A 15,810-nucleotide genomic window follows, 5' to 3' on the forward strand; every position below is an offset into this window, starting at 1 on the left:
TGTGAGTGATACAGTTTAGATGATTTAGATGACTTCAATGCCTTTTTGAATAAAGACATGGGTATTCTCATTATTGCCATCCCAATAGGCATCATAACCCTCAGGAGCTTTCCCTTCTCGAATATCTTTGACAAATCCACCTAATTTGTCTCCTCTTCTTGGGCTACCATTAGCTCCCAAATCAACCTTATCTTGACCGTTACCATTGATAAACAGACCTTGATAGGACTGACCATCGATGAGGGTGGCAGTATCAGCATTCTTTACCACATCAGATATCTTGACTTGTAATACATTCTTGCGACCGCCTAGATCAATTACCTCCATGCCAGAGATGTTATTTAGATCATGTTTAATTCCAGAGCCAGTCATATCCCAAAAGTCATAACCTTTACCGCCATCAAGAGAACCTCTAACACCACCAACAGACCCTCCTCGGACGACATCATCACCCTCACCTAACTTAATGGTTGAGCCTGTAAAGGATGAATTACCAACCAAGCCCACCTCTAAGATGTCATTGCCACTGCCCATATCCACACTACCATATCCTGCTTGTCTGATATAGTTAAACTTGGCATAGTCATCACCAGCACCCATGTTGATGTAGCTATTATTTTGTAGATATCCGCCATTTTGTACCAACACATCATCAGCAGATCCAAAATTAAATGTCCCAGCAGAAATAACGTTATTCACGTAGACGGTATGTGGGATGTCTTGCAGTTTTGTTGTTGAAGCGGCGGTCGTTCCTGTCTTAGATGTAGCGGTACTAAAGTAATCATAGCCATCCAAGGAGTCAAAATAAAAGAAATGAGACATGTCCTTTTTGCTCAGTGCATTGCCAGCTTCATCAATCACACCAAGACTTGCTAACGGTGTATCTTTATTTTGACGGCTAAATATAAGTGGTCCATCTCTGCCTGTTTCTTTTAACTTTTCTCCAAAAGGTAGAGTAAACTCGCCTTTATTATTAGCAACAGTGCCAACATCACCTCTTGTGTAAGTACCACTGCCATCTTTGTCAATATAGACAAAGCTGTTTGCTTCTGCAATGCCTGTGATTTGATTACCAGATTTAACACCAGTGATAATAGGAGCACGCACACTTTGGTCAAGGGTCATATCAAGACTTCCTAGGGTACTGTTACTATCATAATCCTTAGACTTAACACGAGCTTCAATCTTATATGACACACCTTGCCATACATCAGGTGCTGGTTTTAGGTCAAAGGTGCCTGTACCCTCATCATTTGGTTTTTCGCCCTTCTCCCATTTTCCATTGTTTAACCTATACTCCCACTCTACCCCTTCTGGGATATTGGAAATGTTAATTTTTGGGTTATTGGTGTACTGATCATTATCACTACCCACCTGAGGTCTCTCTGAATAACTGTCTTTAGCCAACCCTACAACCAGCTTGTCGTCATTCTTAATCACCGAAGATGCACTGTCTGTGGTAATGGCTGCACCTTTCGCATCTGACAGGGTTACTGTAAAGCCCTCTGTTTTTTCTACCACTGTGTCATCTTTGATCTTGACCTCGATGATCTTCTCGGTTTCACCTGGGGCAAAGGTTAGCTTACCAGCGGTCGGCTGACCATCAGCAAAGTCGCTGTCTTTACCTGTTACTGTGGCAGGGTTATCGACAGTCCCTGTCAATGTCCATTTGACAGATGACTCTTTGTCAGTGCCTTCTGTACGGGTAACCTTAAAGGTTACTGTGCCATCTTTATCACCCTCGACAATCTCGGTTTGTTCGGTAGTGATTTCCAATTTTGAAGGTGTAGTAACCGTACTACCATTGGTCACAGGGGTATTAGTAAAGCTGGCAGCATCATTACCTGCTTTGTCTTGAACTGCTTTGGCATCGTTAGCAGCAGTTGGATCAGTGTAGCTGACACTAACTTTGTCACCTTGTTTGGCTGGGGTAGGCAGAGTTAGTTTAACTTTATCGCCATCAACAGTTACCGCTGTTGGTTTGACTGGTTTGCTATCCACTGTGACTGCGAAGTTTTCTTTGGCTGGTGGGTTTTTGTCATCTAGTGATTCACTAAATGGTACGGTTAATGTGGTACCTGTACCATCAACCGTTGGGTCGCCTTTGACTTTTGGTGGTGTGGTGTCTGCTGGTGTGACATTACCTGTACCCACATTACCTGCTTTGTCTTTGGCACCGATGGTGTTGTCAGCTGGGACTTTGCCTGCTGGGATGGTGAAGTTACCATCAGCATCAGAGACGATGGGCTTGCCCTTAGCATCATTGATGGGGTTACCATCTTTATCGGTGATGACAGTGTTAGGATCTGTTTTGCCTGTGATTGAGTTATCAGGTTGACGAGTGGCGTTAACAGTTGGAGCATCAGTATCAACTGTATAGGCTCCTGTGTCTGTGACGGTGCCTGTTTTGTCAGCTTTACTTAGAGTAACTTTGGCAGTGGCGGTATTGTCAGCATCTGTTTTGATGTCAGCAGATGGTACTTGGGCAGTATAGTTACCGTTAGTGCCTGGGGTTGCTTTGTATGGTTTGCCATTGACTGTGACTGTAACGTCTGTGACAGTTTCGCCATTTTGTGGGGTAACTTTGACAACAACAGGAACGGTGGTTTGGTCTGCTTCGGCTTTATTGACAATGTCATCGCCTGCCACGGTGATGGTGATGTCTTTGTCAGTAGTTGTTGGGGTGAAGGTGGTGCTGGGTGCATCTGCTACTGTAGCACTAGAATCACCACTCTTACCATTATTAGTGGTTTGATTGGCAGTCACATCAGAACCATCTTTAACTTTATCAGCTGGAATGGTGATGCTGCCATCATTACCGATGACAACTTTATCATTATTTGATGTCCATTTACCATTGTTATCTTTGTTGGCTGTAACAGTCTGCTCTTTGTTGTCTTCATCTACATAGCTGATCTCAACTTTTGTGGCATCTTTTGCTGGCTTGACTGTTACAGAGCCGTTATTATTGGCAGTAACCTCAGGTTCGGCGATGCTGTCTTTGGCAGTTGTATTTGCTGGGTTACTAATACCCACAGACGTGGTTTGCTGTGCGGTGACTTTTGAGCCATCTTTAACTTTATCAGCTGGAATGGTGATGCTGCCATCATTACCGATGACAACTTTATCATCATTTGATGTCCATTTGCCATTGTTATCTTTGGCGATGGTGGCAGTGTTTTGCTTGCCATCTTCGTCAGTGTAATTGATGGTGACTTTATTTGCTTTATCTGATGGCGTAACTGTCACAGAGCCATCATCGTTGGCATTAATTTCTGGTGATGCAGGTTTGGCAGGTGTGGTGCTATTTTGGTTGTTAACAACCACTGGTACTTTACCACTGTCTTTGGTGCCCACAGTTTGCTCAGCAGTGGCGGTTGAGCCATCTTTAACTTTATCAGCTGGAATGGTGATGCTGCCATCATTACCGATGACAACTTTATCATCATTTGATGTCCATTTGCCATTGTTATCTTTGGCGATGGTGGCAGTGTTTTGCTTGCCATCTTCGTCAGTGTAATTGATGGTGACTTTATTTGCTTTATCTGATGGCGTAACTGTCACAGAGCCATCATCGTTGGCATTAATTTTTGGTGTGGGTGTGGCATTATTTTGAGCGGTTGCTGTACCTTTATCGCTGTCTTTGGTGCCCACAGTTTGGTTGGCAGAGACCTCTGAGCCATCTTTTACGTTATTGTCAGGCAGAATGATGCTGCCATCATTACCGATGACAACTTTATCATCATTTGATGTCCATTTGCCATTGTTATCTTTGGCGATGGTGGCAGTGTTTTGCTTGCCATCTTCGTCAGTGTAATTGATGGTGACTTTATTTGCTTTATCTGATGGCGTAACTGTCACAGAGCCATCATCGTTGGCATTAATTTTGGGTTGTGGTACGCTTGTTTTTGCTCTGTCAGATGCAGGGACACTCTCTTCACGACCTGGATCGGTTTGTGTTGCACTAACATCAGAGCCGTCTGTCACATTGTCAGATGAAATGGTTACAGTGCCTTTGTCTTTGTCTAGGCTAACACCCTTTGGCAGACTTGCGTCAGCCGTCCAAGCACCTTTGTCTTTGGCGATGGTGGCGGTGTTTGATTTGCCGTCTGCATCGGTGTAGCTTACGATAACTTTTGAGCCATTGATAGCGTCATCGCTTGGTTTGATGACAACATTACCAGCATCATCGCCTGTCTTGATGGCCTCTACAACAGGTTTGGCAGATAAAATATCGCTCACGCCTTTGCTGTTATTGGTTGTACCGACATCAGTGGTCTGTTTGGCGGTTACGTTGGTCTTAGAACCTATCGTATTTACAGGAATAACAACCTTACCAGTAGCAGGGTCAATAGTAACACTGTCATCTTTATTGTTATCTATCCAGGCATCAGCTTTGCCATCGCCATTGGTGTCTTTGTGTGTAAATTTGGCAGTAGTAGATACCGTCTGACCTGGTTTGGTATAGGTTACTTCAAGCTCTGTTGCACTCTCATGAGGGGTAACAACAACACCACCATCCATCGTTACAACCTCTGGATTGTGTAGCGTGGCTGTGGCTTCTGTATAATGTTCTTTTTTTGCACTGATGGTAAAATCAGGAAGCTTACCCAATTTGATGCCATTTGCCTCCAAAAGCTGGGCACTAATATTTACCTTACCATCTTTATCTGTAAGAACTGTCTTATTATTTGCATCTTTTAGTTCGGTGCCATTGACAGAGATGATGGCTTGCGATACATTCTGACCGTTGCTGGTTACGGTAAAGTTTAGTGCTTGTGTTGCACCTTGTGCAACTGTATCACTTTGTATGTTTTCAATGTTTAGCGGTTTTTCTTGGGCAGAGGCATTAGCATTATTGTTATTGTCGTTACCTTTATCATCTCTACCAGAGACAACAGCAGCGATACCAGCCAATCCTGCGATACCAACAAGCCATGGCATGACACCAAAACGGCTGCCTTCTTCTGCACCGATCCACCATGGGGCAGGATATCCTTGACCGCCCAAGGCTTGACCTTCGATATCGCCGATGACAAGCTCGGTAACATAGTCCTGAGTTAGACCTGTATCTGGTACATAATAATGATATTGACCACTTTCAGCCTGTCCGATGAGTGCTGATTTGTCATAATCATAGAAGTCTTTGATGATAAGGTCGGATTCTTTGGCATCATCTTCAAAAGAGATGTGCAAATCTTTGCCAACACGTTTGGTTACGATGTGATCAGGAGCGTAACCTGTGGCATCATTGATAAGTTCATAATTGGCATTACGAGTGGCTTTGATGACGGTGGGCTGACCGTCTTTGGTGACAACCTTTGTCTGAGCAATGGTCTGAACGCTGTCATTAACTTTTACACTGATAGATTTCATAAATTATCCTTATATTAAACTACATGATGATTATTGTGATACAACTACGACACGGCGATTTTTATAACGCCCCGCTTGGGTATTGTTGGTTGCAATAGGTTGAGATTCGCCATGACCGATGGTAGATAGGCGAGATTTTTCAATGCCATGATTTTTTATCAACAAATGTTTGACTGTTTTGGCACGACGTTCAGAGAGTTTTTGATTATAACTGGCAGCACCTGTTGAGTCGGTATGCCCTTCAATGGTGGCATTGGTGCTAGGATGCTGTTTTAGAAAATTGGCAACTTCGCTAAGGTCTTTTTGAAAAGATGATTTGACATGACTTTTGTCATGGTCAAATTGGATGGTTAGATTTAAAGTATCAGATTCTGTCTCATAAGACTTATCCATCTGCACCGCATAAGACGACTGATTAGGCTGCACATTAGATGACCAAACAGATGATACATAGGAAGACTGGCTAGGCTGTACGTGTGTCTCTGCCCTTACAGGAATAATTACCAAAGAAGAGGCTTGGGGGGGGTTACTTGTTGCTGGCTGTATTGCACCGAAGCACAGTCATCAGGCTGTGGCAGACGACTAACCTGATGAGCCTGACGGCGTACCCCTTGGATGAGTTCATGAGCCCGATTGGCATTTATCTGCACCAGATTGGCTTTATGATTATTGCCAGCTTGTACCACAAAATATTGTATCTGTTTTGGGCTCAGATGGGTGTGAATGGATTGGGCGGATAAATCGTTGGTTTTTTTGCTTGTGGGGACAGCACTGATTTGAACATCACCTGCACACGCCACACCAAAGACATAGTGTCCATCTTGTAGATTGGATAGGTAACGGTTATTGATGGCAATGTTAGTACCAGACTGTTTAGAATGCTCTACATCGCCAGACGGTCTGATAAATACCAAACCACCAGCATTATCATGTGTGGTTAGATTGACTAGCTCATCTGTCTTACCATAAGATGAGGTATTCCATGTGACTTGATTGTCCAAATGCACATGAGCATGTGCATGAACCGCCATCATCAGCACTGAACCGATGAAAGCTGACTTTTTTAGTTGCATGGCAACTCCTTATCAATGAATAACTACTTGTAACATGTATTTGACATACTCCCACCACTAAGCCAAAGGATACAGTGGGGGAATCTTTGCGACCCATAACAATCCCAACCTAGATTGAATTGTTACCTTTCGCCAGCACACTTACGCTGATAAGTATTATACTGGGGGAACTCTTTACACAGCACTAAGTCCTAGTGCATCAGCTAATGCTTGCTGTTTATGGTTCTTTACCATGTTTTTTACACCTAAATCTTAAAAACATTTGTAGCAGAAAGCATCTGTCTTGACACATTCACATCAATAAATGCCAAATAAAAGATATGATATGAATGTCATGACAAATCCAAGTTCCACAAAATTTCCTTTCGCTCACTTTCACCAAACCCAAAGGTCAAGTTGGAAGATATTGACAACCCATAACATCCTAAGTCTAAGGTTGCGTGCTGTCCTTATCACGTCCATCCAAATGGTATGGATGAAAAAGCATTTATACAGCACTAAATTTTGGCATATTCGCTAAGATTTCAAAGGCTTCTGTATTTATTCAATATTGTATTGTGATGATATTATTGTTGCTTGCACTGTCATCGCAACCATGATGAGGCAGTCTGTCATCATCTCATGTTGTATCAATCTTGTACCTGCATCAATCTTGCACCAATAAAAACTTCTCTGGTCGCAGAACAAGCCAAATCAGTCCCATGGCGGGTTTTGGGTTGTTTTGTTGCACCAATAAGCCCCTAAATCTCAAAACTCCTTTAAAGCTGAGAAAAAAGCTAAAAAATACAAAACCAACATCCATCGTGTTGCAAATAATATACCAAAAAAACGATTGTATATACAACACTTTGGTAGCAAAATTAACTTAAATAACACTTAAATGATACTTAAACGATACAAATAAACCATCTTGACATACTTGACTAAGTTTTGATTAATGACTGATGCAAGTCATTCAATCAGTAGCTGGATATAACGCAAAATATGGTTATAAACAAATACTCCATCCTGATATTTGAGCAAGCAGTTTTGTTTGTTCAGACATCAAGATGGAGCAGAATTTATGAAGAGACTAAGTAGAAATAAGTAAAAATACTGAATACGGATAATAGATAATATATGGAGCTCTTGGCGAGAATTGAACTCGCGACCTCTTCCTTACCAAGGAAGTGCTCTACCCCTGAGCTACAAGAGCAAATGGCTTTGCTAAAAATGGAGCGGGTGGCGGGAATCGAACCCGCACCATCAGCTTGGAAGGCTGAGGTTCTACCACTAAACCACACCCGCATGGGTATTTGGTAGGGAAATATGGTGGTGGGGGAAGGATTCGAACCTTCGAAGCTTTCGCGACAGAGTTACAGTCTGTTGGGTTTGACCGCTCCCCAACCCCACCGAGTGATACAGGCATGTCTTTTAATGGTCTGTTAAAAGATGAAGCCCAATAGATGGGCCCAACCTGAAAGTATTCTTAGGAGTGGTGCCGGCTGCCGGAATCGAACTGGCGACCTACTGATTACAAGTCAGTTGCTCTACCAACTGAGCTAAGCCGGCGATGTTTCCTAAGTGGTGCGTATGATATCATAATTTTTCATTTGTGCAAGTATTTTTTTAAAAATTTTTGCAATTATTTTAAATTATTTTATAAGTCATTGTTTTTTATATTGATTGACTCTTGGATTGAGTGTTGGTTTTTCTTCATATACATGCCTGTTTGTTTTTATATCAACCAAATATAAAACAAAAAAAATCTGCTGATTTGAGGTGATTTGACAAAAACCATTTGCAATTTATCCTAAATTTTTGTAAATTAGCTAAATTAGCCAAAAACCATTTTAACTCACTTTTTTAAGGATAAAAACCATGCCTGCCCTACGAGACGACATTGACCCACAAGGACTTTTGGAGTATTCGGTGGTCTACACTGACCGAACATTAAACCACATGTCCGCCGAATTTCAAAATGTGATGAAAGAGTTATCCGCCACATTAAAGGGGCTTTATCATGCTGACAGCGTGGCCATCATCCCAGGTTCTGGCACATCAGGCATGGAAGCGGTCGCTCGCCAGCTTGCCACCGATAAAAATGTGGTGGTTGTACGAAATGGCTGGTTTAGCCATCGTTGGGTGCAGATTTTGGAACAGGGACGCATCGCCAACACAACGCACGTTTTTAATGCCCAAATCCACGGTAGCCCTGCCACATTCTCCCCTGCCAATATTGATGAGGTTACCGCTTTTATTCGCCAAAATCGCCCAAACGTGGTATTCGCTCCACACGTTGAGACCGCCTCTGGCATGATGTTATCAGATGGATATGTCAAAGCACTTGGGCAGGCGGTGCATGATGTGGGTGGGATTTTGGTGATTGACTGTATTGCATCAGGCTGTGTGTGGCTTGACATGAAAGCATTGGGCATTGATGTGTTGCTCTCTGCCCCACAAAAAGGCTTGTCTAGCACGCCTTGCTGCGGGCTTGTGATGATGTCTGGGCGTGCCATGGAGTTGGTACAAAGTAGCAATTCTACAAGTTTTGCCTTGGATTTAAAGGCGTGGGCAAATATCATGACCGCCTATGAAAATGGCGGACACGCCTATCATGCCACCATGCCCACAGACGGACTAAGACAGCTAAGAGACACCCTAAATGAGTGCCAAGCGATGGGATTTGATAAGCTAAAATCCGCCCAAATAGAGCTAGGATGTGCTGTTTTGCAAGTGCTAAACGATAAGGGCATCATCAGCGTGGCGGACAAAGACAGTCAAGCGATGGGTGTCATCGTCTGCCATGCTCCCAATGATGACATACACAAAGGGGTGGCATTCGCCAAAGTCGGTGTGCAAATTGCAGGAGGCGTACCGTTACAGGTGGGCGAACCATCTGACTATAAGAGTTTTAGGATTGGGTTATTTGGGCTTGATAAATTAAGTGATGTATCAGGCACGGTGGCACGATTTAGACAAGCGTGTGATAAGATTTTTTGAGTATTAAATCAACTTTCTAAACAGATAAACACAAAAACTTGCCATCATCTCAAAACTCTTTTGTGCCTTTAACGCTGTTTTTCGGTCAAGTTTGGCTTTGTAGGTGTAGGGGGTCATGTCTATCAAATCACTCAGACTTTGACTATTAAGAGATAAATCTGTGTCTATTTGCCACTGATTTATCAGCTCAAACTCTGGGGCAAGCTCATCTATGACTTTGGTAGGGTTGTGCACATTAACGGTCTCAAAAAGCCACTCACGCATGGTGTATAAGTGCATCGGAGCTGGCACAGCCACAAGCAGATGACCATCTGATTTTAACACTCTTAGCATTTGTGTCTTTGGCAAAGGGGCAAATAGACTGGTGCAAATATCCATAGAGCCATCCGCCACAGGTAATAATGCCCCTGTACCAACTACCCAAATAAGATTATTAGCGATTTTAGTGTTCTTGTAAGTTTTGGATGCTGTGATGATGGCAGTTTTGGCGATGTCTAATCCGATGACGTGGGCGGTGCGTGCCATACAAGCGGTATAATAACCCTCACCACAACCGATGTCTAACACCGATGTTGGGGCAAACTCGTCAATCACTTGCCCGACCTTATCCCTTAATGGTTCATAAAATCCGCCTGCCAAAAACCGCCTGCGAGCCTGTACCGATATATTGGTATCGCCTGCGGTGTGGCTGTTTTTGTGCTGAACCACGTGTAGGTTAATATAGCCGTCCTTGCTCACATCATAGCTGTGGCGGTTTTGGCAAGTGTAAGTTTTGCCTTGTAAGTTTAAGTCGGTGTGGCAAATGGGGCAGATGAGCATGAGCAAGTCTTATTTTTCTAAAAGTTTTCTTAATAATTCAATTTCTTTGTCTTTTTGGGCAAGCAATTCATCTTTATGGGCAATGATAAGTTCTAATTTTTCTATTTCATACTGATTACCATAACATTTATTTGCATAATTTCCGTTATTATCGCCAAATAGTACATTTAAATCCTTTCCTTGTTTTAATAAATCTACAATGTCAATATTAAATACATTGGCAATTTGTTGCAAATGTTCAACATTTAATTTACTTTCGCCCCTTTCTAGTTTGGCATATCCGTTTTTGGACATTTGCAATTTTTCTGCCATTTGTTCTTGGGTAAGATGATGTTCTTTTCTAAGATTGGCAAAGTTTTTGGCGATGTCCATAAGTTACCTTTTTGTGGGTTTTGTGATAAAAAGTGGGTGTGAAAAGTCGGGTTTGTTGGTGGATTTAATACACATTACAACTTAGAATGATAACGCATTTTTGTATTTTTGGCAATTTATTTTTAAAGGATGGAATTATGGTATTACCAGTATTGGCGTGGGGTGCGATTGCACTGGTGGGTGCGGTAGCAGGCGGAGCTTATACTTACAGCAAATGGTGGGACGGAAAGTCCATTGCGGTTTTGGGTGGGCGTGGCACAGGCAAAACCACTTTGCTTAATTATTTTGCTACCGAAGAAGTCATCACCACTTATGAACAAACTGACACTAAGCAACGCTATTCTGGCATGACGGTTAAAATAAATAATTTAACACTTAAAATTAAAGGAGGGTACGATATTGGCGGCTCATCTATCAATCACGGTACTTGGCGAGAGCAGATTGATAATTCTGATATTGTTTTTTATATTGTTGATATTAGCCGAGTGATTGGGCAAGCAAAAGATGAACAATATATAAATAATACCCTAAATGACATAGAAGCAATTGCAAATAAAGTAAGTAATCGCAAGGAAAAAATGCACATTATTATTTTGGCAACCCACGCCGATAAATGCTCTGCATTTCATAAAGATAAACAAGCCTTTGAAAAGAAAGTGGCACGCTCACAAGTGATTGAAACCGCTGAAATTGCCTTCGGTGGTACGAATTATTGCAAGGTAATTATTGGCTCTTTAAAAGATACCACAGAAGCCGAAAAACTTGTCAAAAACATATTGTCATCTATTAATAACTAATGGGAGAATGTAATGTCAAAATTTAGTCCTTTTTATATTTATACCCAATCTTTGGACAATACTTCCCAAGATTTGATGTATAAAATCTCACAAGACAGCACCATTAAGGCTGAACAAATCACAGATTTACCAACAGCTCAATCAATTATGCAAGACATAAATGATGTTGCCACAGACATTAATCTAAAAAATTTACTTGCAAATAACAAAATTATTGAAAAAATAAAGCAACATTCACCAATTTCAGAAAAGACATTGCCGCCTATCTTTATTAAAAAGAATCAAGTTGTCATTAAATTAAAAACAAAAGATGTTGATAATCTTAACCGACATTCTCCTATCTTGATTTTTTTTACCCTACCTCACGATAAAAACTATAAAGGGTGTGTAAAATATATTTCAAATGGGCTGGTTGAATTTTGCAAAATTACAGACAGACACCCAAATGATGGGATTTTAAAGTTCATTGAATTTCTACCCTTAGATGATTTAATTTCTAGCGGTGGCAATTTTTTGTCAAAAAAAATAACCAAGATGGCAATCGTGGTACTTATCGCCACTATCATTTTGATTATTTTAAAAAATTGTATTTCCCCCACTCCCAACTCCACACAAGAGATTGATTCATCAACACAAGAGATTGATTCATCAAGGGCAAATTACAATTCGCCCCTACCTCCCGAAAAATAATTATAGAATAATCAATAAGTTAACATTTTAAGTTGAGAGTGAGATATTTCTTAATTTATCAAGGAATTAAATATGTTTTATCATGATTTAGATGATTTACCAGCCCAATATCCAGAGCATTTAATTTTAATTGACGAAAGCCAGTTTAATGAATTAAAGCAAGATAAAAAAAATAGTGGTTTTTTGCTTGCAAAGGACAAGCATTATTTGATTGTCCCAAGCATTCAAGAGGCACAAAACCACCCTATAACCAAAGAATTGATAAATCAAAATAATTTAAAGCCAAATACGCTACTTCTATTGAATGAAAATGAAGGAGCGAAACGCTATTTGCCTTACGATGTGCTTATAGAAAAAAGTCTTGAATTTCAAATGCTCCAATTTACAGAGCTTTGTCAGCATTTGGGGGCAAAAAAAGTGGAGCTTATTTATGAAGCAAGTTCCAATGAAAAGTCCAAGACTTCTGCCGAAGCGAGTGCTACGATTAAGAGTGCAAATATGGGTGCGGGAGCAAGCCATCAAAACGAATCATTAAATAATGCAAAGACAAGAAAATCAAGTACTTTTGATGGCAAACATATAGACCTTACTAAGGCAGAAGAGTTGATGAAAACGGGCATTTTTGATGGTAATAATCCAGTAATTGCTTTTTATAATACCGCTAGAAACCAAACCAATAAAATGCAAACACAACATATTGAATTTTCTGCCAGTCAAAAACTGACCAAGCAGCTAAAAGCATTTGCCAATGCCGATGTGCCATTTTTAAAAACAATTGCCAATGCTGAATTTGAAAGAGAAGTTGAGCAAGTGCAATCTTGGAGGGTGGCTTATAAGGTTGAATTTTAAATGGTTTTAAGATAAAAGCATATTATAAATATGCTTTTTACTGTTTATTACGCCAAAATCAATGCTCCCTCGTACTTCTAAACTCCACCTCAGGATACCGCTCCTGCATGAGTTGTAAATTGACACGACTGGGGGCAAGATAAGTCAGATAACCACCACCGTCTACCGACAGCTGGTCGTGGGCTTTTTTCTTAAATTTTTCAAAAGCGACCTTATCATCAGAGTAAACCCATCGCACCGTTGCAATGCTAATCGGTTCAAAGGTGCATTGTACTTTATATTCTTCTAATAATCTGTGTGCCACCACCTCAAATTGTAGCACGCCCACCGCCCCCAAAATCAAATCGTTGTTGATTTGGGGCATAAATACCTGAGTTGCCCCTTCTTCGGAAAGTTGTTGCAAGCCCTTTTGTAATTGCTTGGATTTCATCGGGTCTTTTAGCACCACACGGCGAAATAGTTCAGGGGCAAAGTGCGGGATGCCTGTAAAATTCAAAGTCTCGCCACTCGTGAAACTATCGCCAATTTGTATCGTGCCATGATTGTGCAGACCGATGATATCACCAGCATACGCCTCATCTAGCGTCTCACGGTCGCCTGCCAAAAACATGAGAGCGTCCGACACTCGCACTTCTTTGCCAAGACGCACATGGTTCATTTTCATGCCACGCTCGTATTTGCCCGAACACACTCGCATAAAGGCGACACGGTCTCGGTGCTTAGGGTCCATGTTGGCTTGAATTTTAAAGACAAAACCTGTAAAGGCAGGTTCGTCCGCTTTTACCGTCCGCTCTATTGCCACATGGTCTTTTGGGGGCGGTGCGTATTGGGTCAGCACGTCCAAAATCATGTTTACGCCAAAGTTACCCAACGCCGTACCAAACAGCACAGGTGTTTGTCGCCCTGCCAAAAATTCACGCTCATCCCAATCTTCATACGCCATTTGGGCAAGTTCAATGTTTTCTATAAATTCATCCCACAAAATCTGCCCAAGCCTGTCCTTAATGTCAGCATGGTCATAGCCATCTTTACTCTCAATCTCTACAATTTGTGAACCAAAGCCTTTTTTATAAAAGTAAGTCTTGTTATCCACAAAACTATATACCCCCACAAAGTCCTGACCCATACCAATGGGATAAGCAAAAGGCACGCATTTGATTTTTAGGACACTTTCAATCTCATCAAGCAAGGCAAGCGGATTTTGAATCTCACGGTCAAGTTTATTGACAAATGAGATGATGGGCGTATCACGCATGCGACACACCTCCATAAGCTTAATCGTCCGCTCCTCAACGCCCTTAGCACCGTCAATCACCATAAGGGCAGAGTCCACAGCGGTCAGCGTGCGGTAAGTATCTTCTGAAAAATCGGCGTGTCCTGGGGTATCTAGCAGATTAACCACATGATTTTTATAGGGAAATTGCATGACTGATGTCGTGATAGAGATGCCACGCTCTTGCTCCATGCTCATCCAATCGGATGTGGCGTGGCGGTCGGCTTTGCGTCCACGCACCTCGCCTGCTACCTGAATTGCCTTGCCCCAAAGCAGTAGCTTTTCGGTCATGGTGGTTTTACCAGCGTCGGGGTGGCTGATGATGGCAAAAGTTCTGCGAGCCTTTATTTCATTGGTTAAATTGGTTGTCATTGCTTGCCTTTTTGTATTATGCACACGTTTATGTACAAATATATTTTGAGTAAAATGGGATAAAATTTGGCATATTATATATCAAAACACACTTTCTTAACACACAAAAAATAACCCCCATCTTGTGATGGGGGCAAGGCATAATCTTTATGGGCAATTTAAACACACACCATCATAACCCACTGATGGACACCTAGATTCGCACCCAAACCTTAATCAAAGAGCATCTCATCAATGGTCATCGCCTCACGGATTTTGTCCATGGCATTTTTTTCAATCTGACGCACACGTTCAGCTGAAATGTTATAGACCGCTGCTAAATCGTGCAAGGTAGATTTTTGGTCAGCAAGCCAACGCTGCGTGATGATGTCCCGAGAACGCTCATCTAAGCCATCCATTGCTTCTTTTAGAGCAGTGGTTGTATTTTCTTCCCAGTCAGCATCTTCAACCATCTCAGCAGGATTAACCCCATCTTCTAAGAAAAGCTGGGGAGCATAACGCCCATCTTCATCATCAGAATCTTGCAACTCAAAGGAGGCGTCATAACTGGTCAAACGTGATTCCATTTCTAGGACTTGCTTGACCGTAACGTTTAGGTCTTTGGCGATGGCTTCGGCCTCTTCTAAGCTAAGCTGATTGCTTGATTTTTTAAGGCTACGCAAGTTAAAAAACAGCTTACGATGTGCTTTGGTAGTGGCAACCTTGACAATACGCCAATTTTTGATGACAAATTCATGAATCTCCGCCTTAATCCAATGCACAGCAAAGCTCACAAGACGCACGCCCTTAGTGGGGTCAAAGCGTTTGACTGCTTTCATTAACCCCAAATTACCCTCTTGAATCAAATCCGCCTGCGACAGACCATAGCCTGAATAACTGCGTGCGATGTGTATCACAAAACGCAAATGACTCATGACCAACAGGCGTGCCGCTTCTACGTCGCCATCTTGATAATACCGTTTAGCAAGCTCTCGCTCTTCATCTGGGGTTAAGATGGGAATGTGATGCACAGTATTGATATATGCCCCCAAATTTACCCCAGGGGCGGTTAAATTGGTGGGCATGGCAGGCACCAAATCCTTGGTAGCAACCTCATGGTGTGGCATGGCATTTAAAGCGTTATCTGTTTGATTGGCAAAGACGGGGGTAAGTGCTTCATTCTCATTTGGCTCATCTGTTTTATCTTCACCATCTAAATATCCATCCA

General features: G+C 41.9%; 11 protein-coding genes and 4 tRNA genes. 4 read left to right on the top strand and 11 right to left on the bottom strand.

Annotated features, from left to right (window positions below; all coding sequences use genetic code 11):
- Positions 1-24: 24 nt before the first annotated feature.
- The 7 genes from A7456_RS03360 to A7456_RS03390 form a co-directional block, all read right to left on the bottom strand.
- Positions 25-5,376 carry a SwmB domain-containing protein gene (locus A7456_RS03360; protein ID WP_067007581.1) on the bottom strand — a complete coding sequence of 1,784 codons (5,352 nt, stop codon included), beginning with the start codon at positions 5,374-5,376 and terminating at the stop codon, positions 25-27.
- Between the two features lie 30 nt (positions 5,377-5,406).
- Positions 5,407-5,883, bottom strand: a complete 477-nt coding sequence (locus A7456_RS03365; protein ID WP_145916054.1) for an OmpA family protein — start codon at positions 5,881-5,883, stop codon at positions 5,407-5,409.
- Positions 5,877-6,449: a hypothetical protein gene (locus A7456_RS03370; RefSeq protein WP_067007587.1), complete on the bottom strand. Its 573-nt coding sequence runs from the start codon at positions 6,447-6,449 to the stop codon at positions 5,877-5,879. The genes A7456_RS03365 and A7456_RS03370 overlap by 7 nt, the downstream gene beginning before the upstream one ends.
- Positions 6,450-7,569: 1,120 nt before the next feature.
- Positions 7,570-7,644 (bottom strand) — tRNA-Thr (locus A7456_RS03375).
- Between the two features lie 18 nt (positions 7,645-7,662).
- Positions 7,663-7,736, bottom strand: a tRNA-Gly gene (locus A7456_RS03380).
- A 22-nt stretch (positions 7,737-7,758) separates the two neighbouring features.
- Positions 7,759-7,842 (bottom strand) — tRNA-Tyr (locus tag A7456_RS03385).
- A gap of 82 nt (positions 7,843-7,924) precedes the next feature.
- Positions 7,925-8,000 (bottom strand) — tRNA-Thr (locus A7456_RS03390).
- Between the two features lie 309 nt (positions 8,001-8,309).
- Here A7456_RS03390 and A7456_RS03395 point away from each other — a divergent pair.
- The gene (locus A7456_RS03395) at positions 8,310-9,431 is read left to right on the top strand and encodes an aminotransferase class V-fold PLP-dependent enzyme (RefSeq protein ID WP_067007589.1); all 1,122 of its coding nucleotides are present in this window, start codon (positions 8,310-8,312) and stop codon (positions 9,429-9,431) included.
- 3 nt (positions 9,432-9,434) lie between these two features.
- On the opposite strand, the gene A7456_RS03400 is transcribed toward A7456_RS03395, so the two are convergent.
- Together A7456_RS03400 and A7456_RS11580 are read right to left on the bottom strand one after the other, a co-directional pair.
- Positions 9,435-10,250, bottom strand: a complete 816-nt coding sequence (locus tag A7456_RS03400) for a putative RNA methyltransferase (RefSeq protein WP_197940249.1) — start codon at positions 10,248-10,250, stop codon at positions 9,435-9,437.
- Between the two features lie 9 nt (positions 10,251-10,259).
- Positions 10,260-10,622: a helix-turn-helix domain-containing protein gene (locus A7456_RS11580; protein ID WP_067007595.1), complete on the bottom strand. Its 363-nt coding sequence runs from the start codon at positions 10,620-10,622 to the stop codon at positions 10,260-10,262.
- Between the two features lie 137 nt (positions 10,623-10,759).
- On the opposite strand from A7456_RS11580, the gene A7456_RS03410 reads away from it, so the two are divergent.
- The 3 genes from A7456_RS03410 (at position 10,760) to A7456_RS03420 (ending at position 12,958) form a co-directional block, all read left to right on the top strand.
- Positions 10,760-11,419, top strand: coding sequence for an ADP-ribosylation factor-like protein (locus tag A7456_RS03410; RefSeq protein ID WP_067007598.1), 660 nt, complete (start codon positions 10,760-10,762; stop codon positions 11,417-11,419).
- Positions 11,420-11,431: 12 nt separating this feature from the next.
- Positions 11,432-12,109, top strand: a complete 678-nt coding sequence (locus tag A7456_RS03415; protein WP_067007601.1) for a hypothetical protein — start codon at positions 11,432-11,434, stop codon at positions 12,107-12,109.
- A gap of 72 nt (positions 12,110-12,181) precedes the next feature.
- Entirely contained in the window at positions 12,182-12,958 is a 777-nt protein-coding gene (locus A7456_RS03420; RefSeq protein ID WP_067007605.1) for a hypothetical protein, read from the top strand.
- A 58-nt stretch (positions 12,959-13,016) separates the two neighbouring features.
- Here the strand turns inward: A7456_RS03420 and A7456_RS03425 are convergent, their stop codons facing one another.
- A complete protein-coding gene (locus A7456_RS03425; protein ID WP_067007608.1) occupies positions 13,017-14,603 on the bottom strand; it encodes a peptide chain release factor 3 in 1,587 nt (528 codons plus the stop codon).
- Between the two features lie 212 nt (positions 14,604-14,815).
- Positions 14,816-15,667: an RNA polymerase sigma factor RpoH gene (rpoH, locus tag A7456_RS03430; RefSeq protein ID WP_197940352.1), complete on the bottom strand. Its 852-nt coding sequence runs from the start codon at positions 15,665-15,667 to the stop codon at positions 14,816-14,818.
- Between the last annotated feature and the right edge of the window lie 143 nt (positions 15,668-15,810).

The sequence above is a fragment of the Moraxella nonliquefaciens genome (assembly GCF_001679005.1).
GTDB classification, from domain to species: Bacteria; Pseudomonadota; Gammaproteobacteria; order Pseudomonadales; family Moraxellaceae; genus Moraxella; species Moraxella nonliquefaciens.

Coding starts and splice junctions, on each gene's coding strand:
- A7456_RS03395 (WP_067007589.1), top strand. CDS start 8,310: ATGCCTGCCCTACGAGACGACATTGACCCACAAGGACTTTTGGAGTAT.
- A7456_RS03370 (WP_067007587.1), bottom strand. CDS start 6,449: ATGCAACTAAAAAAGTCAGCTTTCATCGGTTCAGTGCTGATGATGGCG.
- rpoH (WP_197940352.1), bottom strand. CDS start 15,667: ATGCCCACCAATTTAACCGCCCCTGGGGTAAATTTGGGGGCATATATC.
- A7456_RS03400 (WP_197940249.1), bottom strand. CDS start 10,250: ATGCTCATCTGCCCCATTTGCCACACCGACTTAAACTTACAAGGCAAA.
- A7456_RS11580 (WP_067007595.1), bottom strand. CDS start 10,622: ATGGACATCGCCAAAAACTTTGCCAATCTTAGAAAAGAACATCATCTT.
- A7456_RS03415 (WP_067007601.1), top strand. CDS start 11,432: ATGTCAAAATTTAGTCCTTTTTATATTTATACCCAATCTTTGGACAAT.
- A7456_RS03410 (WP_067007598.1), top strand. CDS start 10,760: ATGGTATTACCAGTATTGGCGTGGGGTGCGATTGCACTGGTGGGTGCG.
- A7456_RS03420 (WP_067007605.1), top strand. CDS start 12,182: ATGTTTTATCATGATTTAGATGATTTACCAGCCCAATATCCAGAGCAT.
- A7456_RS03425 (WP_067007608.1), bottom strand. CDS start 14,603: ATGACAACCAATTTAACCAATGAAATAAAGGCTCGCAGAACTTTTGCC.
- A7456_RS03360 (WP_067007581.1), bottom strand. CDS start 5,376: ATGAAATCTATCAGTGTAAAAGTTAATGACAGCGTTCAGACCATTGCT.